Raw genomic sequence first — 26317 nt, forward strand, 5'->3', positions numbered from 1 at the left:
CCAATGCCAGTATTGGAATGTTTTTCAAGCTGTGGTTTAATTTACGGTAATCACCACATTTCCCTTTTTGCCAGCCAAAGACCATTGAAACGCTCCATTTTCTGCAAATCGTGAACAAGGAAAATAATTCCGACAATTAGTTCCTATCATTTTCGTGTTTCGGGTTTGTCTCCTACATTTGCTATTATTTGTAATAAGTCTAAATAATAATAAGACAAATAAAGGATGACGAGACTGGTACTTGTATGGATGTTAGCTTGTTGCACACAGGCCGTGTGGGGCCAGGCTTTCGAAGGTCATGCCACCATCACAGGGAAGGTCACCTCTGCGTCGGGTGAAGAGATGGCAGGAGCCAGTGTGTTATTGAAAGGTACCACCACGGGAACTGTGACAAGTGTGGGTGGCAGTTTCGAAATCGCCCACATTGCAGCCGGATCTTATGTGCTTCAGGCTCATCTGCTGGGGTTTGAGGGGTTTGAGAAAGAGGTGAGATTGGCGGCTGGTCAACGTTTGAGGATTGATATCACGCTTGAGGAGGCCAGCTATGAGCTTGACAATTTGGAAATAGTGGGCAAATCGGAAAGCACCGAGGTTCGTGAGCTGCCCTATGCCGTGTCGGTAATAAATACGAAAAATTTATACAACAGCACTTCCAATGCCAAAGAGGTGCTCAACCGTGTGCCTGGTGTGAGGGCCAGGGAAGACGGCGGCGTTGGCTCCAACCTGAGCTTTACGCTCAACGGCTTTTCCGGTGATCAGGTGAAGTTCTTCCTGGACGGCATCCCTATGGACAACTATGGGTCGTCACTCAGCCTCAACAATATTCCCGTCAACACCATAGAGCGCATAGAGGTTTACAAAGGCGTGGTGCCGGTGTGGCTGGGTACCGATGCCCTTGGTGGTGCAGTGAACATTGTATCGAACAAGCGCCACAACTTTATTGATGCTTCCTATTCTCTGGGGTCGTTCAATACGCATTTGGTGTCGCTGAATGGCGCTTATACGCACCCACAAAATGGATTTACCGTAAGGGCAAATGCCAATGTCAACTACTCCGACAACAGCTACCGGGTGTGGGTGCCGGTAAAGGAGGGGAACAACATTGTGGATTCGGCTAATGTGAGAAGGTTCCACGACCAGTACCGCTCGGGTGTGGTGAAGCTGGAAGCTGGGGTCGTCAATAAGCCCTATGCCGACAACCTGCTGCTGGGGCTGATGGTATCGGGCAACGACAAGGAAGTGCAGACGGGCGCCACGATGAACAGCGTGTATGGAGGGATCTTGAGAAACAGCCAATCGGTTATTCCCTCGCTGAAATACAACAAGGAAAACCTGCTGGTAAAAGGATTTAACCTAAGCTTGAATAGCGCTTTTAATGCGACAAAAAGCCAGGTGATTGACACTTTGAGAGGAGTAACTTACAATTGGCTGGGCGACACCACCTATACTCCCAATTCCAACGATGGCGAGTTGTCACGGACTTTTACCACGCTGACCGACGGTGAGTTCAACAGTCAGGTCAACGCCGGTTATATCATCAATACCCAACATTCACTGGCCTTTAACCATTCTTTTTCTCACTTCGAAAGAGAGGTGTTTGACAGAGAAAACCCTGACAGAATCGAAAATCGGTTTCCTAAGGCCATCAACAAGCAGGTGATGGGACTGGCTTACAAATTCGACGCCAGCGAAAAGTGGAGCACCACCGTGTTTGGCAAGTTTTACCTGCTGAAAGCTGCCACGAGTAAGCAGTTCGACTTTGGGCTGCCGACCCAGCGGACGGAGGCTACTGAAAGTAGAAAACAAAACCTGGGTTATGGACTGGCCAGTACTTATTTCTTATTGCCCAAACTTCAGATGAAAGTTTCCTACGAACACACCTACCGCATGCCCTGGGCAACTGAGATTTTTGGAGATGGTCTGTTTGTGCAGCCCAACCCCGACCTGGGGCCAGAGCAGAGCGACAACCTGAACCTGGGAGCGGCCTACCAGTTCACACTCAAGCGCCACAACCAACTCACGCTCGAGAGCAGCTTTGTTTATCGGGAGTCGAAGGATCTGATATACCAGGTGGTGAGAGTGGCGAGCCCGGAAACGTATTACGAGAACCTGGCCCAAACGAAGGTGGTGGGTATGGAAGGCAGTGTGAGCTACCAGTGGAAAAAGTTGTTGAGGGTGGGTGGAAATGTCACCTTTCAGGACATTACCGACCAGGCCGATTCGGTGTACAATGAATCTTACACCAACACAGGCTACCAAAGGAATTTCCAAAAGGGATACCGGCTGCCCAACACCCCTTATTTTTTCGGACATGCCTTTGCAGGCTTAACGTTTCAAAACGTAGCGGGCAAAGGGTCTTCTTTGAATGCGAATTACTATTTCAATTTCGTTCAGAAGTATTTCTTAAGCTGGGCTGAGCTGGGCTCCAGAGACACCAAGAAAGTCATTCCGCAGCAGGCTTCCCACGACGTGGAGCTGTCTCTAAGCCTCAGAGAGAGCAAATACAATATTTCGCTGGAATGCAGGAACCTGGCCAATGCCAGGCTGTACGACAAATACTATTTGCAGAAACCGGGAAGGGCATTCTACCTGAAGCTCAGGTATACACTTTAATCAATTTCAACAAACACAAATAGTCAAAACAGAAGGATATGTTTTCTAAAAATCAATTCAAGCCATGGGCTATGCCGGCACTGATCTTAAGTGCGGCCATTTTCTTCACAGGATGCGGTGGGTCGGACGATCCCGAACCGGAAGAAACAGAGAGTCCGTTTGTGGTATCGCTGGCGATTCAGGGCAGCGACAATGGATTCACTTACTATTCCGTGCCTTTCAGTGATGTGATGACAGGCTCACTTTCGGCAGTAGGCCAGGGCATTGAGCAGCCGGGCTACTACGACTTTACCCAAATCGGCAGCACCATTTACAGCATTGGTGGCCTCGACGATGTGAATGTGGTGGGTATCTCGAAAAATGAAGATGGCTCTCTGGAGCAGGTTGGCGATATTTCCTTTGTTAATAGTCTGTCGGACATCATCAAAGCGGACGATAATACGCTGGTGGCCCTGGAGCTTTCGGCAACTTCTGATCAGGTAAAGTTCCATACCATTGACATCAATTCGGTCGCTGTCAAATCAACCGTATCACGTCCTGTGTCTGACCTGGTGTCTGAGTATTCTGCTGCCTATGGGGGCATGAGAATCAGTGGTGATTATCTGTACCTGGCGTACTATGTGAGCGACCCCACTACCTACAACACCCCTTCTACTGAGCAAGCTGAAGTAGCTGTGTATTCTTATCCAGCCTTCGAATTTCAGAAAATAATGACCGACTCCAGGGTAGGGCCTATTGGTGGCTTCAATGTAAAGGCGGGCTTGATCAAAGACGAAAAAGGAGATGTGTACGCCTTGTCGCATTCCAATCCTGCCAATGGCTATAGCCAAACTACAAAGAGTGCTGGTATTCTTAAAATTGAGAGTGGAGCCACAGCCTTCGACGAGGAGTATTTTCTCGACATTGAGGAGCTGACTGGCGGCAAAACCACTGCCCACCTCATGTACCTTGGCGATGGCAAGGCTTTTGCCGAAATCAATATGGCTGACCGTGCCGATCAGGCAAGATGGTCTGACGGCCCTTTGCGGTCGGCGGTGATCGATCTTTACGCCAAAACCGTCACCTACATCAGCGGAGTGCCTGAGCATGCAGGGCAGGGTCGCCGACTGGCAGCAGTGCACGACGGCGACTTCGTGTATATGTGCGTTCCTGAGGCTACGGGCATTTTCGTGTACAAAATGGATGTGAAAAACTTCACCGCAACCAAAGGTGCAGAGGTAGAAGCAAACTTCGTCGCTGGATTCTTCAAGCTATAATATTTGAACTGCCAACCTCCGGCCTGGTGGGCAGGCCGGAGGTTGTTGCTGATCTTGACTGTCGATGAAAAACAAAAAAAGGAAGGCTAAAAACAAAAGTGCCATCAGGCGGCTTAACGATTGGCTGCACCTCTGGCTGGGGCTGACTTCCGGAGTCATTGTTTTAGTGGTGAGCCTTACCGGGTGCATCTATGTTTTTCAGCAAGACATAAAAGATGCACTGGAACCATGGCGTTTTGTAGAGGCGCAGGATCAACCTTATGCTCCTCCCAGTCAGCTGCTCGACACGGCTCAAGCTTATATGCCTGGTGCGAAGGCTACCGGCTTGACTTATGCCACCCGGAAGGGTGCTGCAGCGGTTGGTTTTTCCTCTTTTGAAGAAGGGAAACGCAGCTTTACGGTCGTTTTTATGAATCCGTATACCGCTGGGTTTCTCCGGAAGCAGCAGACCATTGGTAGCGGGCAGTTTGATTTTTTTCGTTTCATCATCGATGGGCACCGTGCACTCTGGCTGCCCTATGAGATTGGCCGACCGATTGTTGGCGTTGCCACTTTGGTCTTTCTGGTTTTGCTCGTGACTGGTCTGGTCATGTGGTGGCCTAAAAACAGAAAGAAGGCAGAAATGAAAAAGGGGCTTACGATAAGATGGAACGCCAGTTTTAAGCGGGTTAACTATGATTTGCACAATGTGGTGGGTTTCTATAGCCTGATATTGGCACTGGTGCTGGGCATCACAGGCCTGGTGTACAGCTTTGAGTGGTTTGCCGATGGACTCTATTATGTGACATCGGGAGGAGAGAGCCGACCCGAGCACAGTCACCCTCACTCCGATGTATCGAAGGCTGGCCTCGTACAACATAATGATAGCATTTCACCATTAGATCGAGCCTGGTACAAAGCCGTGGCGCTGGAGCCTGATGCACAGGGGTGGTATATGACACCTATCCTCAGCGATGAAGACGATGCGATTGAGCTAATTGCCTATCAGGATGATGGGGCATTCTATAACCACAATACTTATTTTTATGACCGATACACACTGGAGCCTTACCGCACCCGGGGAGACAGGTTTGTGGAGGCAGGCTTTGCCGATCAGCTGGCCATGCTGAACTACGATATGCACGTGGGGGTGGCATTGGGTTTGCCCGGAAAAATACTGGCTTTCTTTGTCAGTTTGATTTGTGCGAGCTTGCCAGTCACCGGGTTTATGGTGTGGTTGAACAAAAAGAAGAAATCAAAAAAGCGGGAAAAGATTCGGCCTTAGCCAATACACGACCAAGCAAAAAAATGAAGAGTTTGCAAACGGTTGGGTTCAAAGGAAAAAGAAAGGCCATCGTCAGATGGCCTTTCTTTTCAGGTATTTTTGATGTCTGCTATTTATCTACTTTGATCGAATTTTTGTCAATAACATCCCCTTTGGCATCAAGCTCCACCACTTCATAGCCTAGCTGCTCCAGCTTTTCCCGATTGGTGGCGCCATCGCCAACAACGAGGATATAAATACTGTCGTCGTCGAGGTATTTCTTCGCCAGTTTGTTGATTTCGTCTTTTGAAATCGTATTGATGATTTTTGTCTGCTGGTCTACATAGCTTTTATCGAGGTTGTAATGAGCGATCGTCCGCAGGAAGCCCGCCTTCTGACCCGGCGTTTCATAACTTCTTGCATCCCGCTGACCAACTGAATTTCTCATAAAGGCCAGCTCATCGTCAGTAATGCCTTTTTCCCGATAGTCAGTGATCTCTTTCATAAATTCCACCACGGCACTGTCGGTAGCTGTTGCCAACACCCCCGCATAGGCCTGATAGGGCCCCGGGTCTTCGGTAGAGCTGAAATAAGCGCCGGCACCATACGTCCAGCCTTTGTCTTCCCTTAGGTTGAGGTTGATGCGGCTGTTGAAAGCGCCTCCAAGCGGATAGTTCATCAGGTAGGACTTGAAATAATCACCCGTCGCATCGTATTTCAGGTCGGTCATGTAACCCACACGGATTTGTGACTGAGGTGCGTTAGGCTTGTCGACCAGATAAATCTTGGTTTTGTCACCAGGCTTAGCGGGAGGCAGCGTTGGAATGGCCACTTTTTTGTTGGGCCAGCTTTTCAGGAAGCCCAGTTTTGGCAAGATATCTTTCTGATCAACATCCCCCACAATTACCAGCTCGCCCAGGTTGGGCGAGTAGTACTTGTTGTAGAACGCTTTTACGTCGTCGAGGGTGATATTGGCCACCGTTTCTTCTATGCCAGAAGTTGGCACTGAATAAATATGCTCATCGCCATACAGCAGCCTGTCAAATACCTGCCCGGCAATAGCTGATGGATCCTGCTGGCTGGCCTTTATGCCTTCCATTTGTTGCTTGATCACCCTGTCAAAGTCGATTTGCTGGAAGCCTGGTCGCAGGAGTTTTTCCTCCGCAAGCTGTAGCGTTTTGTCGAGGTTCTTCTTCAGTGTGTTAATACTCACCACCGTCGAGGTACGGTTGGCATAGATATTAATGCTGCTGCCAATCTTCCGCAGCTCTTCCTGCATGGCTTCGGCCGAGTAGTTTTGGGTCGACTCATCCATCATGGAAGCTGTGATTTGTGCAAGCCCGCTTTTCTTTGGGTCGGCTGCATCGAACTTGTGGCCGCCTACCAGCGTCAGCTGTATGGCCACGGTCGGTATTTCATTGCTTTTTGTGCCAATCACCTTAATGCCGTTGTCGAATTTGGTTTCCCAAAACTCAGGCACTTTTACGAGCGGGCTCGGGCCGGAAACGGGTCTTTTGCTTCTGTCGAAAGGCTCGTTGGTGGGTTTTTTATAGTTAAGGCCGGTGTAGTCCGTTTTTGGAAATGCGCTGACGCCACTTGTTGGCTTCTCAAAATTGTCAGGCTTGGCGGGGGCCGTTTCTGCATTGGGCAGGTAGCTGAGAATAACGCCAGGCTTGTTGTATATATACTTATTGAACACCCGCATCACGTCGTCGGCTGTGATGTCGAGGTAGCGCTGCAGGTCTTTTTTGATCAGGTTGGGGTTGCCGAATGCGTACTGGTATCTTGATAGCTGTGATACTTTGCCGCTCACACTGGCCAGCCCGTTGATGGTATTCGACTCCTGGTTGGCTTTGAATTTTTTCAGGTCATCTTCGCTCACACCATTTTTGGCGAATTCGTCCAGTATCTGGCGCATTGCTGTTTCGAAGTCGGCCAGGGTTTGCCCAGGGTAGGGCAGCACAAACATGGTAAACTCGCCTGAAAGCTCTGCCGCCGGATGGAATACCGACGCCTGAATGGCTTTCTGGGTCAATACAAATTTTTTGAAGAAGTAAGAGCTTTGCCCAGTTCCCAAAATCTCTGAAAGGCAATCAAGCGCTGCTTCGTCAGGGTGCATATTGGGCACGGTAGGATAAGTGAACATCAGTGCTGGGAAGCGGATGTTGTTGTCGACATGCGAAATGTAGCGATCGGCGGGAATCACCGGGGCGTCCAGCTTCATTTTTGCTACCTCCGGCCCTCTCGGAATACTTCCAAAATACTTTTCAACAAGGGTGATCACCTTTTTCGGATCAACATCGCCACCCACAGTGAGGGAGGCGTTGTTAGGGCCATACCACCGCAGGAAGAAGTTTTTCAGGTCTTCCAGATTAGCCCTGTCGAGATCCTCCAATAGTCCGATGGTCGACCACGAGTAAGGGTGCCCATAAGGATACACGGCGGCAATCGTCTTTTCGTTCCACATACCGTAGGGAGCATTGAGCACGCCCTGGCCTTTTTCGTTCTTCACAGTCGCCCGCTGCACTTCGAATTTTTTCGTTGTCACAGCGTCGAGGAAGAAGCCCATCCTGTCAGCCTCCAGCCACAGCATGGTTTCCAGCTGGTTGCTGGGCACTGTTTCGAAATAGTTGGTTCGATCACGGTTGGTGGTGCCATTTAGCGTACCGCCCGATTCTGTAACAATCTTGAAATGTTCTTCATCGGCCACATGATCCGATCCCTGGAACATCATGTGTTCGAAAAAGTGAGCAAAGCCAGATTTGTTGAGCTCCTCCCTGGCAGAGCCCACGTGGTAAGTAACGTCGACATGCACCAGCGGGTCGGAATGATCTTCGTGAATGATCAACGTCAAGCCGTTGGCCAGTTCGTATTTTTCATAAGGAATCACCAGCTCATCACCGGTTTTTGTCACCTTTTCGATGAGCTTGGTTTGTGATTGGGAGGTCAATGCCATCGAAATGGCAAGACAGATAAGTAGCAGTTTTTTCATTCGAACATAGATTAGTTAAAAAGTAGCATTGAGTCTTTAACGTTTGATTACGAAAAAGTGGTGTTGCGGATATAATTTAGTACAAAACTGTGGTTCTAATAGGGTTTCGAAAGCAAAATAACCTGAATCAGGCTTTTATTGGACTTTCGGCTTATATTTTTCTGTATGAAGGTAATTCTTTGAGGCCATAGTGCCATGTGATGGCTGGCAGAGGTGTGTTGCACACTTCTGTCGATCCCTTAATTTGAAACCAGCTGATAATAGGTACTTCTCCCACCACCTTCTGCTTTTGTCAGTATGTGTTTTGCTACCAAATCCTGTATGTCTCTCAGGGCGGTGTCGGGGGAACACCCGGTTATCTTCGCCCACTTGGAGGTGGTGAGGTTGCCTTCAAAGCCGTCCATCAGTTTTTCGAGCATGAGCTTCTGACGCTCGTTGCCTAACAAAAGTGCGTTCTTGTTCCAGAAGGTATGCTTGAACATCACCGCATCCAACACATCGTACGATGCATTGAGCGAGTTGAGCAGGCAGTTTAAAAACCAGTCGAGCCAGCTGGTGATATCCACATCCCCCTGCTGGGTTTTTTCAAGTATGTCGTAATAAGCTTTTCGCTCCTTCCTTATCTGCGCCGACATGCTGTAAAACCTTTGGGGCATGCCGTCGGCCCTGGCCAGCAGCATATCGGCGATGGCCCTGGCTATTCTGCCGTTGCCGTCCTCAAAAGGGTGTATGGTAACGAACCATAAGTGGGCTATGGCGGCTTTCACAACCAGGTCATTGCTGTCGTTTTCGTTGAGCCAAAGCAGGAACCTGTCCATTTCTTCATCGACGTGCTTGGCCGGTGGTGCTTCAAAATGCACTTTTTCCTTGCCCAGTGCTCCTGATACCACCTGCATGGGGCCGGTGGAATCGTCTCGCCACTTGCCCACGAGCACTTTGTACATGCCGCTTCTGCCGGTTGGGAACAGGGAGCTGTGCCAGGCGAATAGCCTGTCTTTTGTCAAAGGGGCGTTGTATTGCTGGGTGGCGTCCAGCATCATATCGACTACACCGTCTACATCCCTGTCGGAGGGGACGAGTCCGGATATGTCCATGCCTAAGCGACGAGCCACCGAAGAACGCACCTGCTGCGGATTCAGGATCTGGCCTTCTATTTCAGTTGATTTCAGCACGTCGAGGGTGAGCGTTTCCAGTACCGCTTCATTTTGCAGCACAAACCCCAACGATTCCATTTTGCCTACCAGCTTCCCTTGCAAGTGGCGCACCCTGCCTAGTAGTGGTGTGAGCTGTTCCTGCCTCCATTCAAAGGCTGGCCAGCTGGTTTTCTGATAGATGTATGGTATTAATCTCCGCATAATATGCGGTAAATATACCTGTTATTCTCCGCATTCAGAAATAATATCCGCAAATTATGCGGTAAATAAGAGAGCTAATCGCCGCAGTGGTGCCACCAGCTATCGCTGTGGGCACCACCTAAGAGGGTTTCGGCTCCGTTTAGCATGAGACTACAAAAGTTTGGATTGGCCGAAGGAGGCTGTATGACCAACCTGGCTAATGCGATCTTTCTTTTCAGTAAAACAGCTGAAACTTTTGTAGTCTTTCGCTGCCTGGTCACTAGCCAGTCGTGCCACCAACCTGGCAAAGGCCATCGTTGTGGGCACGACTTGCGGGACTACTCATCTCCACAAAAGATCGACGTGAAATAAGTTGCGAAATGCTATTTCTTCTTTTTCTCTCTGGCCTTATCCAGGTTTTCCTCTACCCTGAATTTTACAATCTGGCCGATAAGGTCTAGCGGCAGCGTCTTATCGATGGGAAACTGAACCGAGCCTTTAGCGCCTTTGTAGCCAGACAGTTCTTTTTTGAAAGCTTCAATACCGGAAGGGGTGGGGTAAAAGCCGATGTGTTTATCGTAGCCGGCGTAATACACCAGCATGCCCTCAAGCATGAAGGCTGGCATGTTGTAGCTAATCTTCTCTATTGCCTGAGGGGCTGCTTTTTTGATCGTTGCCCTCAGACTTCCCATCAGTTGCTGTGTTTTTTTAGGAAATGCGGCGAAGTATTCTTCAACAGTTTTGAATTTGTGAGAAGGTGCTGCTTCCATGGTGTTTTACTTTTTTGAGGTAGACTGGACTCTTTGGTTGTTCTCCTTTAGTCTGAATGCAACCAGCTGCGCAATCAGTTTCAGTGGCATGGGTTGGTTTAGCGGAAATTGCGCCGTCGACTTTTCGGTAGTAAAGGGAGCTATGGCTTTTTGGAAGGCCTGGTCACCCGCTGGCACCGGATACATGCCGATATGCTTTTTCCAGGCGGCGTATGATACCAGAAAACCATTTTGTTTGAAAGCAGGCATGTTGTAACTGATCAGCTCTTCTGCCTGGGGTGCCGCTTGTTTAATTGTTTGCCTCAGGGCTGTCAAAATTGACTGCACCTCCTCAGGAAAAGTGCCGATATACTCATCGACTGATTTGAATTTTGCTCCCATTACCTAATGTTTTTGTAGTATCCGACGTAACAAAAATACCTTTATCCTTATAAATTCCTCCGGTGCAGAAGCGGCAATTGGAGGGGTGGTTTGCGGCAAGGGTCGCTAGTGCCCTTTAGTCATTTAATGGTCGTGCCACCAACTTGGCAAGGGCCTTCGTTGTGGGCACGACATGCGGCAGTGGTGCCCACAGCGATAGCTGGTGGCACCATCTCAGAGGAGTTCGGCTCCCGTTTGCAAGAGACTACAAAAGTTTGGATTGTCAACTTTAGGCTGGGCAGCCAGCCTGGCTCATGCCGCAGTGTTCCTCAGCTAAACCAGCGAAACTTTTGTAGTCTTTTGACGCCTCTTCATTTGGACAGACTTTCAATTTCCTCATTGCACTGCTTACGAAGCGATGCCAGTATCTTCTGCGATGCCTTGTCTTGTACCAGGTTTTTTGTTTCCCATGGATCGTTGACAAGGTCGTAAAGTTCTTCAGAATCTGGAATATCCCTGTACCTGAAGTACTTGTATTTCTCGGTTCGAATGCCCTCACTGGCAGCGATAGGCTTAAAGTCCCAGAGGTGTTCGCACAGGAAGGCGTCCCGTCGTGGTACAGCCATTTTCGTTTTTTTGGTGTGACCGGTGAGGCTCATGCCCTGATAAGACGCTGGAATTTTGGCCTGAGCAAAGTCAAGGATAGTGGGAGCAATGTCGGCATTCAGTGCCATGTCTTCCACCGTTTTTGAACCAACGCCTGACGGATGATAGATAATCAGTGGCACACGCAGCGACGGTTCGTACATCAGCCACTTGCCAGCGAGCTGGCGTTCCCCGAGAAAGTAGCCGTTGTCGCCCATGAGGATGATGACTGTGTTTTTATCAACTCCTTTTGCTTCCAGCGCTGTTCGTATTTTGGCGATGGCTCGGTCTATCCCGGTGATCATCCGGTAGTAGCCCTTTACCATTTGCTGGTATTTTTCCGGGCTTTCGAACCGCCAGTTCCAGCGGGTTCGGTTGAAGCCTTCTCGCACAGGCAACGGCAGCTTCATGAAATAGTTGTCGTCGGCCATGGCCGGGCCTGGGATAGTCACATTTTTGTACAGGCTGTCTACCTCCTGGGGCCAGAAGTACTGCAGCGGCGAGCTATCGTCGGCGTGAGGCGCATGGAAGCTAATGGAAAGGCAGAACGGCTTGTCTTCTGGCGCATTTTCGATAAAATCGATGGCATTGTCCCTGATCACGTCGGTGGTGTGTTTGTGCCTGGTGCCTTCTTCTACCAGCCTGAAGTAGGCCCCAACGGGTTCGGGCTTGTATACGTCGAAAAGGCTCGTGTCTCTTTTGTTTTCAAAATTGACACCCATTTTCCCCAAAAATCCGCTGTAGTAGCCCTCACTTTTCAGCACGGATGGATAACTGTTGTCGGTGAATTCATTGTTGATCGGAGGCTGCTGGAAAGTGTACTTGTGTTTCCTTTCGTACAGTCCGGTGATGATGGTAGCCCGGCTGGCTGCGCAAATGGGGGTGGTGACGAAGGCATTTTTGAAGTAGACACCCTCACGGGCCAGCTTGTCCATTTCCGGTGTTTGAATGATTGTGTTACCCGCATAGCCCAGGGCATCCCAGCGTTGGTCGTCGGTGAGAATGAAAACGATGTTGGGCCTGGACTTTTGCCCATACACGTAGCCAGAGAAGCAAATCAGGAGGAGGGTTAGGAGGTTTTTTGACGTCATGGGAGAATCGTTTTTAGCGTAAAGTCAGGCTGTCGGTTGCTTCTGTAGCTCCTTCGCAAAGCAGATGCTGCTGGCCATATTGGCATATTGTCCATAGTTTTCGATCACCGTGTAGCCAGCTTTTTTGTATAACCGGATGGCATTTTCGTACTGCCTGCCGGTTTCTAAAATACAATATTCGCAGGAAAGCTCTGTAGCCCATCGCTCTAACTCGTAGAGAATTTTAGAGGCAATTCCCCGCCCTCTGCCTTCAGGAGAAGTGTACATTCTTTTGACTTCCATAGTGGTGGCGTCGAATTTTTTGATAGCGCCGCAGCCGAGAGCTGTTTCTCCATCGTAAGCCACCACTACGTGCCTGATCTTGTCGATGTGATTGTATTGGGCATAAAAGGCATGGTCTTCACCGTCCATGGCTGTCACGTACACATCCAGTTGCTTGACAAGCTTGACGAAGTCTGGATTTTCAGAAGTGGTTCGTTGTAATTGAAACATGCTCAATTACAATATCTGCATTTTCTCGAACAAACCGGCTCTGTAGGCTTTGCCAATGGGTATCGTTTCTCCGCCCACTTTCGCCACACTATGTTCTATCAGGTCGATATATTCCAGGTTGATCAGATAGGATTTGTGCACTCTGCAGAAAATCGAGGCAGGCAACTTATCTTCAATACTCTTGAGTGTGTGGCTCACCGTAAACTTCTTATTGCCCGCCATATGCAGGATGGTGTAATTGCTTTCGCCTCTGACAAATAATACTTCTTCCGCTTTGATGGGCTTCAGAATGCCACCATCCCTAACGAAGAGCTTTCCTGGTGTTCCGGCCGCTAATGCCGATCTGTTTTTCTTTAGTGCCAGCTGAATATTTGCGAGCACCTCTTCTTCCTTAAATGGCTTCACGATATAAGCTGCGGGATTTACTCCCTTTACCCGCTCCAGCGTTTGTGCATCGTAGTAAGAGGTGATGAAAATGAATGGCACAGGAAGGAGGGCATTAACCTTCCTGGCCAGAGCAATGCCGTCTTCGGATCCTTTTATATTGATGTCGAGTAGCAGCAGATCCGGCGAGGTGGCTGCGATTTGTGGAAGCGCTTCTGCGGCCGTTTCAGCCATGCCGGCTATTTCGTGACCGGCCTGCTCGACACACAGCCTGAGGTCATAAGCAATGATGGGTTCGTCTTCAACTATAAACAGTCTGGCCATAGGGTTGGGAAAGTTTGATGGTGAAACAGGTGCCGTTGGTGCTATCGACAGACAACGTGCCTTTGATGGAGCGGACAAGTGCTTCGATCAATTGCATGCCAAACGACTGCTGGGGATTTTCGAGGCCAACACCATTGTCGGAAATACTGAGAGAAATATGCTCAGCTGCAGCAACAAGAGATACCGAAATCGCCGAGCCCTTTTTGTCTGGTGCTGGGAACGCATGCTTGAATGCGTTGGTAATGATTTCGTTGCTGATGAGGCCGAGGTTCATGGCCATATCGGGAGGTAAGGCCACAGGTTCCAATTGCAGGTTGAGCTGGCGATTCCCTTCCGGATCAAACGACCTGCAAACCGACAGAATGAGCTGCTCCAGGTACTCGTTGGCAGATACTTCACCCACCTCACCACTTGAATAGAGGTTTTGGTGCACCAGCGACATGGAATGCACCCTCGACTGACTGTCACGAATTGCCTGCTTTGCTGCTTCGTCTTTCACCATTTTCGATTGGATATTCAAAAGGCTGGAAACGATTTGAAGGTTGTTTTTTACCCGATGGTGAATTTCCTTGAGCACCATTTCTTTTTCCTGAAGCGTGCGGGAAATGATTTCGTTCTTTACCGAGAGCTGCTCATTGGCCTTTTGCTTGACTCTGTAAAACCGGTAGATAACGAATAGCAATACAAAAGCCAGCCCAAGTCCGAAGAAGGTTGACATTTGAACAAGTTCTCGGCGCTTGATCTCTGAGTTATATGAGAGGAGTTCCTTTTCTCTGGCAAACTGCAGCGAGTCTTTCTCGTCTTTGAACTGATAATTTACCTCCATCCGGGTGAGTTGTTCCGTCAGGTCTTCGTTGAGCAGATTGTCTGTCACTGATTTGTTTATTTCGAGGAAACTCAGCGCCTGATCAATGTTGCCCCTTGACTTATAAAATTCATACAGTGATTTCGAAGCATCTTTTACCTGCACTTTCAAGTCGTTGGCTTCGGCTACGTCGTAGCTTTCCTTCAACCGTCGTTCGGCCAGAGTATATTGCTTGTTGGCAACACTAATTTTACCAAGAGTCTCCAGACTGGAAGACAGTATCACCGGGTCGTTGCAGGCGACAGCCTCTGTGTATGCTTCGTCGAGAAATTTGTGCGCCGCTTCGAGTTTGCCGAGCTGATAGTAGGTTTGGCCGAGTCCGTTAGCAGGATACATTTTCTGGCACTCAAGCTTTAAAGAGTCCATCTTTTGATACGCCCGCAGGTAGTTCTGCAGGGCTTCGTTCAGCTTCCCTGTCTCCAGGTATACCAACCCCACATTGCCAAGCGACCGCCCTTGCCCCATGGTGTTGCCCATTTTATTCTCGATCTCCAGGGCACGCTCGTAGTATTGCAGCGACAGGTCGTAGTTTTTCTGGTAGTAGTAGATGTTACCAATGTTATTGAGTGAGTTGGCGGCGCCTTTTTCGTTGCCAAGCTTCAATTTAAGTTCCAATGACTGCTGGTAATTTTCGAGGGCTTCGGGGTAGTTGCCCTGCACAGCGTAAATGGAAGCCATATTGTTGAGAAGACCTGCCACACCTGCCGAGTCATTTTGCTCTCGCCTGAGGAGTAGGCTGGAGGAGTATTGGTTAAGCGCCACGGGAAAATTGCCCCTGATGTGGTTGGCAATGCCGAGGTTATTCAGTGCATCGGCTTTGCCTTTGGGTTCATTTTCCTTGACAGCCAATTGGAGAGAAGCTTCTGATAGACGAATGGCAGAGTCGGCATTCACATAGCACAGCTCGTAAGCCAGGGCGTTCAGAAGCCTGATTTTATCGCTATTGCTGGTCGCCATTTTGAGACTGGCCGCCAGGCTATCGAGCAGCGATTCCTGGGCAACGCTCTCTGGAATTGCCCAATGAATTAGCATAAAAAGTACTGCAAGTCCTCTTTTCACGGAGGGAAATATAATGCGTATAGCAGGTATTTTCTAACAAAACAGAGTATTTGAAAAGACAGAAATTTTCGTTGCCTCCAGGTGGTCGTTCACTCAAAAAAAAGGTCGTTGACTCAATGCTAGCTGGATAATTGATGCCATTGGGCAAGCTTTCGAATCAAGAAGTCGAAACCGAAAAACTTTTGATCATGAAAACCAGATTAACGCTACTGATTTTTTTCTGCGCTTGCTATTTGGCCAATGCCCAGCTTTCTGCTGATAAATGGCGGGATAAAATGTTTCCTGATGCAGGTAAGATAAAAGATGAAAATGCCACCAATGCCATATTGTATGGTGATCTTCAGAAAAATAAAACTGTGTCAACCATAGACGGAACGGTAAATCAATACCTGCTCTATTTTCCGGTGACTGCTGCCAGCACTAGCGAAACCATGGGCAGCGCTATGACTGGCGGGTCGGTCAATTATGCGGTGCGGTTTTATTTCATCACAGAAAATGAGTGTCTGAAAGAGTATGCTTTCTATGACACGAATACTGACATTGAGGGCGATATGTCCGACGTAGCCAAAAAGCAAGGGTACATAGAAGAGGAAATAGACGGGGACTACCTGAACGGAAGAATCAGTGATAGGCTGGACGACTGCAGTTGGCCGGAGGGAACCCACCAGGTGCAGGCACGGCTGGAAACCGGCGGAAAAAAGGGTGCGGGCATCATCGTATCGCAGGCTACTTTCCCTATTTCGAGCGCAAAGGGTAGTGGACTATACGATGGCTATAGAGAGCAAATCGTTCGCAAATGGACCAGCGGTGATGCATCAAACACGGTCGACGATGAGGCTCTGCTCGCCACTATCGAAAAACACCTGGAGAAGAGCTGGGGCTATGATGTCACCACTGTCAACCTCACGTATTTGAAGTACGAAAGCCCCAAGAGCTTTCGATTTGAAGGCATGTTTGCCGGCAAGGATCCAAAAGAGGGCACTTGCATGATGGGTGATCTTTTTGGTACAGGCGGTGTATCGTCCAACGGTGCCTACTTCATTAATGCGGGCAACAATTCCATGGGATTCAGCCCGTTTGACTGCGACATTGCCGCAGAAGTAAAAAACCGATAAGGGCAAACCATCGACCTTATTTATCTGGCTGCTTAATCTGTGGGGCCCCTTTCTGGAAAGAAAGGGGTTTTCTATTACTTACTCATCAATGGCTTTAACAACTCTCTCATCTTCACATACCCAGCAGCATTAGGGTGCAGACCATCTGAGAAAAGGCTTTCGTCAATCTTGTTGTCTTTGTTTAAGAAGATGGCACCCAGGTCAGCGTATTTTACCTGCTGAGTACTTGAAAGCCTGGCCATTTCCTGGTTTAGATTCGCCACTCGCTGTTCGTTATTTCTTCGTGGTAAAAGCCCCATTAACGTAACTTCCGCTTTCGGCTGGCGGATTTTGATGGCGTCGAGCAACAGGCTCAGCCCCTCCAGAATTTCGTCGTCCGTATTCAAGTGCAGGTTATTAGTGCCTATCATGATGAAGATTTTTTTGGTTTCGAAACCATCCAGTTCACCATGGTATACCCGCCAGAGGACGTTTTCCACTCTGTCCCAGCCATAGGCCAGGTTGCGCATGCCTGCAGGTGTGAACAGCGTTTTCCACGATTCTTCTTCTACCACTCTTTTGGTTCGGGGAAGTCCACCCCAAAAGTGGATGATGGAGTTGGCCAGGAATACCATACTAGGTGGCGCAGCGGCGTTCATTTGCAAAATTTCGTTGTGGCGCTCTTCCCAGTCGTAGTTGTTAGGCTCTCGGTATTGTGTGACTGGTTTGGTAGTGGAGGCGACTCCCACCGGTTCATTCAAAATGGCCCTCAAGCTTTTTTCGTAGCCCTGCGCATAGTGAAGCATGCCGAGGTCTGTCGGGTGGGTGCCATCTACCGTATCGTCCAGTCCCAGGCCAATCTCCTCTTTTGTCAGGTAGAAGAGCCCGCTTACTCCTTCTTTTTTTAACTGATAAAATGCCTCCTGTTGAACACGGTTGGCCGTGGTGTATTGCCACTTTCTATCGTCGTTGACAAGAGCGTCTGTATAGCCAGCGTTATCCACCAGCAAAATTGGTGTAGTGAGATGCTTTGCCCTCAAAGCACGAACTGACGTTAGCACCCGATCCTTTAGCCCCTGTTCTCCGTTGATGCCGAGCCTTTCCCACGTGCCTGGAATCAGGTTGGGCAGGCAGTCGAGCACAAACACTTGGGCGTCGATCTCATTGACAAAATCTACGACGGAGCTGTCGAGGCGGCCATTGCCACTGAAAGCCAGGTTGATCAGTGGCCTATCCATTTTTCTTCCCAATATCGATGTCCATGCCATGCCGGGCCGGGAAGCGCAGGCACCGTGAGCAATGGACGTGCCGTACACGACGATAGGCTTTTCTTTTCGAACAGGCAGAGGCTTGAAATGAGCACTGGTTTCCACGCCCACTTCCAGCCAGGAAACCGAATTGTAAAGCGGCAAATATAGGCGGTATTCTCGGCCCAATTCGTGGAATTGGTCGTTGGGCCTCAGCCCTTCGTAGCGGTAGGTAATGGTATCACCAAAGTTTCGTTTGGCAGCGCACCAGATTTCCCGTCCCTCATTAGTAATGGCGTAGAGGTCGACACCACTTACGCCCGTGGCGGGCATGTGATCCATGCCGTAGTTGTTGCCTTCTCCCTTCGGTTTCGAAATGTAGCGAACAACAATCTGCGAAGAATTAGAACGAAACCGCATCATCAGGCCAGCTGAATGTTGAGAAAGATTCCAAACTGCTGGTGGAACCTTGCCTTCCGCCCTGGCAGGTAGCCTGTCGTAAGGAGCTTTCGTTTCGCCTGCCCAGGCTTGTCCTTCTATCACGGGAAAATCGTGTTGGGCCGGGTTCCACCATTTGAGCGTCGGGGTTTCTTGTGAGACGGCGCTGAAGGTAACAAGGCAAACGACGATGGCGAGTAGGTGTTTTTTCATGAGGTGTTGAAAATAGAATAACGAAAGCCTTTTTTTGCTAAAAAGGGAAATTCAATCTAATAGATTTTACTTAAAAAGCCTTTCGAAAAACTATTAGGTGGTTTTATTCCTGCTCTGGAAAGGGTTGTATAGTTTCGTCTCTGGAAAATAACAAAAAGACCGGCCCGGTGAGTTTGAAGCTACCGGCCGGTCTTCTTTTTTAGTTATCTAAAGGGGTGTCAAGCAAACTGGCAGTTTCCACCAGCCTGATCATCTCAGCACGATAGCCCTTTGGGTCGTCGCCTCGAGCATTGATGGCAAGTTCGTAGGTCGATTCCCACGTAGCTGAACCTTTTTTGTCAGAATCCCTTAAAAGCATGCCAAACTGAGCTACCGAGGCTGAAAACCGGAAATTGGCGCTTGTAGCTTCCAGTGCCACCGGCTCATCTTTTACCACGAATTCCACCAGTTGGCTTCTGAACCCATCGGGCTTTTTGTACCTGAGTTTTAAAGTTACCAGGTCGTTACTTATCAACGCCACCTCTGATGGCTGTGAGTTCTGGTACTTCAACCCTGAAGCAGTGCCTTTCTTTCCGGCTGGTACAATTTCGTAGAGGGCAGTAACTGTGTGGCCAGCACCAATTTCCCCTGCATCCTTTTTGTCATTATCGAAGTCTTCATCGTCCAGAATTCTGTTTTCGTAGCCGATGAGGCGGTACTCCGCCACATGAACCGGGTTAAACTCCAATTGGAATTTTACGTCTTTGGCGATAGTGAAGAAGGTACCTCCAAACTCACTCACAAGTACCTTTTGGGCCTCGAGCAGATTGTCGATGTAGGAGTAGTTGCCATTTCCTTTGTCGGCGATGATCTCCATTTTGTCATCTTTGATATTCCCTCTACCAAAGCCTAATACTGAAATGGAGATACCCCTTTTTCTTTCTTCTTCGATCAGCTGTTCCATTTCATCATTGCTTTGTAAGCCAACGTTAAAATCTCCGTCCGTTGCAAGTACAATCCTGTTGTTACCTTCTTCAATAAAATTCCTTGCGGCCACTTTGTATGCCAACTTCAATCCCTCGCCACCAGCAGTCGATCCGCCAGCAGATAACTTGTCCAGCGCCGCAAGAATGACATCCTTTCGGTCGCCATCGGTCGACGGTAAAACCAGGCCTGAACTTCCGGCGTACACAACCATTGCGACCCGGTCAACCGGTCTTAAATGCTGAACCAAGAGCCTTAGTGATGATTTCAGAAGGGGGAGTTTGTCAGGATCGGACATCGACCCCGAAACATCGATGAGGAAGACGATGTTGGAGGGAGGCAGTTGATCCATTTCAATTTTTCTGCCCTGTAACCCAATATGCAGGAGCAGGCTCTTCTTGTTCCAGGGGGACGACGATAGCTCATAGTTCACACTAAAAGGTGTTTCTCCTTCGGGCTGAGCGTAATCGTAGTCAAAGTAATTGATCATTTCTTCGATCCTGACAGCATCTTTTGGAGGCAGCGAGCCACTTTCTATATACCGACGCATATTGCTGTAGGAAGCGCCGTCCACATCAACTGAGAAGGTAGACAGAGGTTTTTTGGTTACCTTTTGAAAGCCGGACTCTTCAATTTTGGCATAGCTTTCCTGGGAAACAGGCTGGTATTGCTGTTTTTTCCGGCCTCTTGTTACAACGGAAACACCGGCTACTCGGCCCTGGAGTTGTGACGCCAGCCCAGTTACGACTACTTCCTGCAATTGCTGAACATCTGCTGACAGGGTCACGTCGACTACAGTTCTCTTGCCGACATCAACCTCCTGGGTGACGTAGCCAAGGAATGAAAATACAATGATGTTCTTATCTGCTGGATCCAGCTCAATTTGGTAGTGGCCGTTTACGTCGGAAGCTGTGCCCAGGGTTGATCCCTTTTTTACAATATTTACGCCCGGGATAGGTGAACCATCGCCCTGGTCGGTGATCCTACCCGATACAATTTGCCCAAAGGCAGTTGCTTCAGCTATTGATACAAACTGGCTGAGCAGCATGAGGTGTAGAAGTTTTTTCATAACGGTATGTTTACGGTTTATAATGTTACTTATGTAGTTGGTAACATTTTAGAACCGATCAACCTGTATTTTTACCGCTCATTCATCTCGTTAATTATTGAGTTTAAACTGAGTGATACTTGTAACCGTCAGACAGACAAAGCTTTCCCACCAAAGCCATGGCGGGTACGAAATATAGAGGTGGTGTAAGTGAGGGCCGTTAATGAGTTTCCTCGGGCGTCACCACAAACCCTCTTTCTCTCAGCTGACTGATCAATCCGCATTCAAACTGTAGATGACTTAGGCCGACAGCGACAAAACAGCTTGAGGACTGGAGATCACCAGCGATTTTTTCTATCCATCGAGCGTTGCGTTCGGTCAGCATGAGGCTGTTACGGCAGGGCTCCGTTAGCCGGTAATCAAAGGCCATTTCCCGGTACATGCTGGTGGCTTCGCAGCTTTGGGTATCACCTCCGCTCTTTATCAATTGGATAAGCCGGGACAGACGTTTTTTATGCACTTTTGGTGGCATGCCTTCAATGTCTTTCCTGATTAACTCCAGTTGCTCTTCGGCCGTTTCCAGGCCAATCACCCGCTTGCCTGCCTGCTTGGCAAGAAAGCCGATAATTTCGTCGATTGAGAGATTGGGATCGGCGGCGGATCTTGTGTTGCAGGTGTTAATGGTGTATTCTCTGTTGAGAGCTGCGTGCAGTTCCTCAGGCCGCAGCTTTTCAAAGTTGGCGGGGCTGTGTTGCAGGCGCTCTCGTAAGTAGGCCAGGTCAGTTTTTGTCAGGTATTTTGGCCATTGAGTGTCAGCCGTGCGGGTGTTCACAATGTCGTTGGCTGTGTGCCCGGGTGCGGGGTCTGATTCTGTAATCACGATCTCCGCTGCCATGAGTTTGTCCTTCGCAGTTTTCAGTGTATCAAAGAAAGACTTGCTAAAGGCGTGGTGAGTACCAAAGAGGTAGGATTCAGTTGTGCCATCGGGTGAAACTACCCGGAATAAAAGTGTGCCGGGTACCTCACCCTGGTGGTTGCTGGCAGCAAGCCTTCCAGCGATAAAGCCGAGGAATATTGCAAGAAGAATAGATGCAAATTTTTTCATCAGTCAGTGTTGTATCTACTTAGATATCCTTGAGTATGCCTTGGTGAAATAGAGGAAGCCAGCTATGATTTTAATTGCCAAAATTGCGAGGTTACAACACAGCAGGATAGTAAAAACTGGACAAAAGATGTTTAGCTTCAGTTTCTTGTGAAAATGGGCATCTGCAATTCCCTTGGAGCTTTTAGGTACTCTCCTGGTGTTAGGCGTGTGAACTTCTTCATTTCTTTGATAAAGTGCATCTGGTCATAAAAGCCATTGTCGTGGGCAATGCTTGTCAGGTTGACCTGGCTGGCTTTGTTGGTGGCTTTCAGTGTATGAAACAACCTAATCAGCTGCCCGCACTGCTTGGGTGACACACCCAGGTTTTGCAGGAATTTTCTCTCAAAAGTTTTTATGGTGACGCCAGTTTCTTCAGCCAGATCGAGTATGCGGTGAGCGCCCCTGCCGTCCACAATGCGGTTAATCAGGTAGTCGAAGGTAGCGTCAGCCTGCCGATTGAGCGTCAGCAATCTTTTCAAAAAGTAGGTTTCAATATGCCTAACCCTATCCAGCAGGCAGTGGGTTTCAAAGAGCTGGCTCTCCAACTCCAGTATATCTTTTCCAAAAAGGTCTTCAATAGGAATTGACTGATTGATGGTTTCCTGAAGGCGTGGTTTGATAAATGGGTAAAGTCCGTGGGGCTTGAAACGAACAGAAAGGTTCATTTCTCCGTCAACTTTTACATCCTGTGCAATGGTTTTCAATCCTGAGAGGTGACTTCCCAAAACCTCTACTTTTCCCAGCCCATCTTTTATTTTTCTTTCCAGCGTACCGGAGGTAAAGATTAGCTCCACTGTATTGTCAGGTACCACGAGGTAGGTTCGCCCCTTGTTTTCTGGCCGCTGTGTGTAGCTTTCTGTCCACACACAGTCGATATACCGACTAAGCACGCTGTTCAGCTTAAACTCCTGGTACTCATAAATCATACTGATGCTCTTATGACCGCATGGAATGAGTATACTTTGGCGGGTAGAATTTGTTGCAAAACTGTGGTGAGTGGTTGAGGACACCCTCCCTGGTCACAAGCAATATCAAATCAGGCCTACTCTTTGGTTGCAGCCTGAGTTATTGTGTTTTCTCGTACTTTAAAAAACTGCTTGCCCATGGAATGAAATATTGGAAGTTGGGGGCATCGGTGTGCCCTCCGTCATGTTGTCGCCATGCCAGCTCACCACCGAGCAGACCTGTGAGAACGGGCGGCATTTGCTCAGTCTGATAATTATTGGAGACTCCAATGTCTTTGACGCCTAACAGCTTGAATGCCGGGCCGGCCGCCACCGTAGCCATGTAGCTTCCCTGCTGATCCAGCCATTTGGCATCGCCTTTTTCTGGTATTCCGTAGCTGATGAATGTTAAACGAGGAGCACACAGTGCAATTAATTGGTGAGAATCAACGGGCAGGTCACAGCCTGTCTTGCTGCCAAATTTTGCTTTGGAGGCGCCATATTTAAGATAATTGCCCGCCATCCAGTGGTATTCGCCCGAACCAGTGAGGTTTTCCACGGCTTCGCCAAAAACACGTCGGTGAAGTACAGCGCCTCCCTTTCCTGAAGATCCGATCAATCCTACGGCAAATCTCTGCTCCAAAGCGAGGGTTACCAGGGCAGCTTTTCCGTACCGTGATACGCCTTCGATACCCACTTTCTTTGCATCTACCAGGGTGTCTGTTTCCAAATAGTCGAGGCCTCTTGCGGCTCCCCATGCCCACGCACGCAGTGAGCCCCAGTCTTCAGGTTTGCGTGGTTGGCCTTTGTTCACCAGGCCAATAATCCCCCGGGTGAGCCCGGCACCGTTGTCGGCCTGGATGCTGGCAGGCTCAATGGTGGCATAACCCCAGCCCGCTGCCAACAGCTGCTCCGTGGGGGGAGAATCGCCGGTAGGAGCCGGTGCAAAGAAGTTAGGGCCGGGCAGTTTCGTGACGGGCGTATAGGCGGGATAACGATCAAAAATTTCCTTTACCTCAGGATTGCTCTTAATCATCATTTCTTTAAAAGCAGCATTCAGGGTCTCCATGTCGCTATTGGAAGGCTGGGCTGGTGAAGGGAATGAGGGACGGCCAAACATCATTAAAACGGGTACAGGGCCTTTCACATTGGTGGGCACCACCAGCATCATGTTGATGTCGACATTGATGAGCGGGTATGCGCTGTTGTCGACATGCCCCACCAATTGCTTAGCTATAACAGGTATGCGGCCTACGAACTCTTTGTCGGTGATTTTCACTTCCCAGGTCACTGCCGGGATGTTTTTCGGCAGGCGGCCGTACATCTCCCGTTCAATGTCTTCTACAATTTCAGGCCGGCGCTGCTTCCACCACATGTCGGCCGAGGTGACTTTTTTGCCGCTGCTGGTTACGAGAAGGTCTGGCAACTGAGGGCAGGGGTTCGCAATGGATTCGTCGTAGTTGGCATGGTTGGGTGCCGACTCATTGCCACTAGGGCCTGGTCTTAGCTGTTGAATGCCCAGCTGCTGCATCATGTTGGCGTGGTCTTCCTGGGCTGTAAAGGTGACCAGGGGCGGGTATTTGCTGCTGTCATTTTTTGCCCCCTGGCCAACAGCCACCTGGCTGAGTGAAGCAGTAAATAATAGGATAAGTAGGTTTTTCATTTGCTGGTGTTGTTAATAATCTGGTAGAAATAGCTGTAAGGGCCATGCATCATTGATCTGTCCTGAACGGGGAGGCCGGTAAGCCTTCCCGGTTATACAGGTTTGGATTGTCAGGGTTGTCGGCCCAGGCGTACCGCACATATTTTGGTTCGGTCACTTCGTCGCTCCAAACAATCACTTTGTCACCTTCAATCTTCGCCTGTGCCCAAACAAATTTTTTGTCCTCTCCGGCAATGGCAAATTCGCTCAGTGCTTCTCCATCATCGGCGATTAAACCACCACCGGTATGAGAGAAGGAGATCGTTATTTTGTTGCCCTCGATGGAGTAATTTTGATACAAAGGGCCTGAATAAACAACTTCTTCACCATAAGCTATCCTAAGGGCAGCAAGGGCCATTCTTTCTCCTACATCCTTTTTATTGTCAGGGTGAATATCATTCCATTCTCCCAAATCAATATTTACCGTCATGGCCGTGTTGGGAACTTTCAGGCCCTTCAATTGCGATTCCCTCAAAATGGCCCAGTTACTTTCTGAGGGCAGGTAGTTCACGTCCATAAAATTGGGTAATTGGGCATAAATAAAGGGTGCGTCGGGATAACTGAATTGATTTCTCCAGTCTTTGATCAGTGCTGGCAGGAGGTCAGCGTATTCAGCAGGTTTGCCTGCGTTACTTTCGCCCTGATACCACAGTATTCCTTTGATGCGATAATTGTTGATGGGAGCGACCATGGCATTGAACAGTGACGTGGGCTGATTTTGGGCACTGATGCCTGGTGGCAATGTTGGCTGGGGCTCAAACACAACGCCTACTTTGTATTGCCAGTAGCCCTTAAGGTCGACAGTGTCGGTGCCGGCAAACAAGCAATAGGGCTTATCGGGCACGAACCCACCTTTGCCATTGTAGTTAGTGACCTTAACCACAAAGACATTCTTTCCAGCCTTTAGCAGACCAGCGGGAACCGGGTACCTTCGTTGTGGGTATTGATACGTTTTGTTTCCGACTTCTTTTCCGTTGATGTAGAGCACATCTGCGTCCACTATCCGCCCAAGAAATACCTTCGCCTCTTTGTCTGCCATTGAGGCTGGCACATCAATTTCTTTCCTGTACCAAACGATGCCATTCAGGTCTTTGGCACCCTGGTCTTCCCAGTAGCCTGGGATGTTGATGGTACGCCAGTTTTTTGGGACAAAATCAACAGCATACCATGGTTTTGGCTCGGTTAGTCCCTTGTCTTCGGGTTGCTTTAGAGGCTGGCTGGGCCTTGCCTTTCTATTGATGGCATTGACATAGGCCGTGTCCTTATTGTTTTCTATGGTTTGCAGGATCGAAGGGAATTCTTTGAAGCCTTCCTCACTTGTCCACGCCTCAATAGGGGTGCCGCCCACGCTGGCGTTGATCAGGCCGATGGGCACATGGTATTTCTCATAGATCTTTTTCGCAAAAAAATAGGCCACGGCCGAAAAAGGTCTCACCTCTTCTGACACGGCCTGGCTCCAGGAGCCGTCAGCCAAATCTTCCAATGGGCTGGCCAGACTATTGCGGGTTGGGATAAGAAACTGCCGTATTTCAGGGTAGTTGGCATTGGCTATTTCATCGGCATAGGTCACATCATGGATGTTTAGCTGGTGAACCATGTTCGATTGCCCCGAGCAAAACCAAACATCACCAAGCAGGATATTTTCGAGGGTAATGGTGTTCTTGCCAGAAATAGTCATGCGATACGGGCCACCGGCTTTCATGGCAGGCAACTCTACCTGCCATTTTCCCTCTGCAGAGGTTGTTGCCTTATATCGCTTGTTGTTGAATGCAAGGGTGACCTTTTCGCCGGGAGACGCCCACCCCCACATGTTGAGTTTTGCGTCACGCTGCAAAACCATACCATTTGTGATGATTTGTGGCAGCTTCACTTGCGAAAAGCCGTGCGTCAGCGGGGCTATCAGTAGCGCAAGTAGAAGGAGTCTTCTGACAGTTACCAACGAATTATGCTTTTTGAGCATTCCTGTCTCTTTCTTCATTTGTTTCAACGGGTGGTTAGTTTAAGCTTCAGACCGAATGGCTTTTGTTCTTTAAAAAATTGCCGATAAATGCAAACATGCTTTCAAGTTCGACAATGAAGATATGATATTTTGTATA

At 49.0% G+C, this 26317-nt stretch carries 19 protein-coding genes; 5 read left to right on the forward strand and 14 right to left on the reverse strand.

Annotated elements, in window-relative coordinates:
- Positions 1–225: 225 nt before the first annotated feature.
- From RT717_RS02220 to RT717_RS02230, 3 genes are all read left to right on the forward strand, one after another.
- Positions 226–2613: a TonB-dependent receptor gene (locus RT717_RS02220; protein ID WP_317490114.1), complete on the forward strand. Its 2388-nt coding sequence runs from the start codon at positions 226–228 to the stop codon at positions 2611–2613.
- 38 nt (positions 2614–2651) lie between these two features.
- Positions 2652–3869 (forward strand): DUF4374 domain-containing protein, encoded by a 1218-nt coding sequence (locus RT717_RS02225; protein ID WP_317490115.1) that lies wholly within the window; start codon positions 2652–2654, stop codon positions 3867–3869.
- A 64-nt stretch (positions 3870–3933) separates the two neighbouring features.
- The gene (locus RT717_RS02230; protein WP_317490116.1) at positions 3934–5133 is read left to right on the forward strand and encodes a PepSY-associated TM helix domain-containing protein; all 1200 of its coding nucleotides are present in this window, start codon (positions 3934–3936) and stop codon (positions 5131–5133) included.
- A gap of 109 nt (positions 5134–5242) precedes the next feature.
- Here RT717_RS02230 and RT717_RS02235 read toward each other — a convergent pair whose 3' ends face one another.
- Together RT717_RS02235 and RT717_RS02240 are read right to left on the reverse strand one after the other, a co-directional pair.
- A complete protein-coding gene (locus RT717_RS02235; protein ID WP_317490117.1) occupies positions 5243–8104 on the reverse strand; it encodes a M16 family metallopeptidase in 2862 nt (953 codons plus the stop codon).
- Positions 8105–8343: 239 nt separating this feature from the next.
- Positions 8344–9459 (reverse strand): Fic family protein, encoded by a 1116-nt coding sequence (locus RT717_RS02240; RefSeq protein ID WP_317490118.1) that lies wholly within the window; start codon positions 9457–9459, stop codon positions 8344–8346.
- A gap of 144 nt (positions 9460–9603) precedes the next feature.
- On the opposite strand from RT717_RS02240, the gene RT717_RS02245 reads away from it, so the two are divergent.
- Entirely contained in the window at positions 9604–9810 is a 207-nt protein-coding gene (locus RT717_RS02245) for a hypothetical protein (RefSeq protein ID WP_317490119.1), read from the forward strand.
- Positions 9811–9821: 11 nt separating this feature from the next.
- Here the strand turns inward: RT717_RS02245 and RT717_RS02250 are convergent, their stop codons facing one another.
- From RT717_RS02250 to RT717_RS02275, 6 genes are all read right to left on the reverse strand, one after another.
- A complete protein-coding gene (locus tag RT717_RS02250) occupies positions 9822–10208 on the reverse strand; it encodes an iron chaperone (RefSeq protein WP_317490120.1) in 387 nt (128 codons plus the stop codon).
- A 6-nt stretch (positions 10209–10214) separates the two neighbouring features.
- Complete coding sequence (locus RT717_RS02255; protein WP_317490121.1) at positions 10215–10589, reverse strand: iron chaperone; 375 nt, start codon at positions 10587–10589, stop codon at positions 10215–10217.
- Between the two features lie 350 nt (positions 10590–10939).
- The gene (locus RT717_RS02260; RefSeq protein WP_317490122.1) at positions 10940–12304 is read right to left on the reverse strand and encodes a sulfatase family protein; all 1365 of its coding nucleotides are present in this window, start codon (positions 12302–12304) and stop codon (positions 10940–10942) included.
- A 24-nt stretch (positions 12305–12328) separates the two neighbouring features.
- Entirely contained in the window at positions 12329–12796 is a 468-nt protein-coding gene (locus tag RT717_RS02265) for a GNAT family N-acetyltransferase (RefSeq protein WP_317490123.1), read from the reverse strand.
- 6 nt (positions 12797–12802) lie between these two features.
- A complete protein-coding gene (locus tag RT717_RS02270) occupies positions 12803–13504 on the reverse strand; it encodes a LytR/AlgR family response regulator transcription factor (protein WP_317490124.1) in 702 nt (233 codons plus the stop codon).
- Complete coding sequence (locus RT717_RS02275) at positions 13482–15428, reverse strand: tetratricopeptide repeat protein (protein ID WP_317490125.1); 1947 nt, start codon at positions 15426–15428, stop codon at positions 13482–13484. Before RT717_RS02275 ends, RT717_RS02270 begins: the two co-directional genes overlap by 23 nt.
- A gap of 188 nt (positions 15429–15616) precedes the next feature.
- Between RT717_RS02275 and RT717_RS02280 the strand changes: the two genes are divergently transcribed.
- Positions 15617–16543, forward strand: coding sequence for a hypothetical protein (locus tag RT717_RS02280; protein ID WP_317490126.1), 927 nt, complete (start codon positions 15617–15619; stop codon positions 16541–16543).
- A gap of 74 nt (positions 16544–16617) precedes the next feature.
- Here RT717_RS02280 and RT717_RS02285 read toward each other — a convergent pair whose 3' ends face one another.
- The 6 genes from RT717_RS02285 to RT717_RS02310 all read right to left on the reverse strand — a co-directional run bounded on the left by RT717_RS02285 (position 16618) and on the right by RT717_RS02310 (position 26199).
- On the reverse strand, positions 16618–18420 hold the full coding sequence (locus RT717_RS02285) for an SGNH/GDSL hydrolase family protein (RefSeq protein WP_317490127.1): 1803 nt from the start codon (positions 18418–18420) through the stop codon (positions 16618–16620).
- Between the two features lie 199 nt (positions 18421–18619).
- Positions 18620–20452, reverse strand: coding sequence for a vWA domain-containing protein (locus RT717_RS02290; protein ID WP_317490128.1), 1833 nt, complete (start codon positions 20450–20452; stop codon positions 18620–18622).
- 199 nt (positions 20453–20651) lie between these two features.
- Positions 20652–21536, reverse strand: a complete 885-nt coding sequence (locus tag RT717_RS02295; protein ID WP_317490129.1) for a TraB/GumN family protein — start codon at positions 21534–21536, stop codon at positions 20652–20654.
- A gap of 137 nt (positions 21537–21673) precedes the next feature.
- Positions 21674–22501, reverse strand: coding sequence for a helix-turn-helix domain-containing protein (locus RT717_RS02300; RefSeq protein WP_317490130.1), 828 nt, complete (start codon positions 22499–22501; stop codon positions 21674–21676).
- A 139-nt stretch (positions 22502–22640) separates the two neighbouring features.
- Positions 22641–24182: a glucuronyl esterase domain-containing protein gene (locus tag RT717_RS02305; RefSeq protein WP_317490131.1), complete on the reverse strand. Its 1542-nt coding sequence runs from the start codon at positions 24180–24182 to the stop codon at positions 22641–22643.
- Between the two features lie 49 nt (positions 24183–24231).
- Positions 24232–26199 (reverse strand): sialate O-acetylesterase, encoded by a 1968-nt coding sequence (locus tag RT717_RS02310; protein WP_317490132.1) that lies wholly within the window; start codon positions 26197–26199, stop codon positions 24232–24234.
- Positions 26200–26317: the final 118 nt, after the last annotated feature.

It is taken from the genome of Imperialibacter roseus (genome assembly GCF_032999765.1).
Classification (GTDB): Bacteria; Bacteroidota; Bacteroidia; order Cytophagales; family Cyclobacteriaceae; genus Imperialibacter; species Imperialibacter roseus.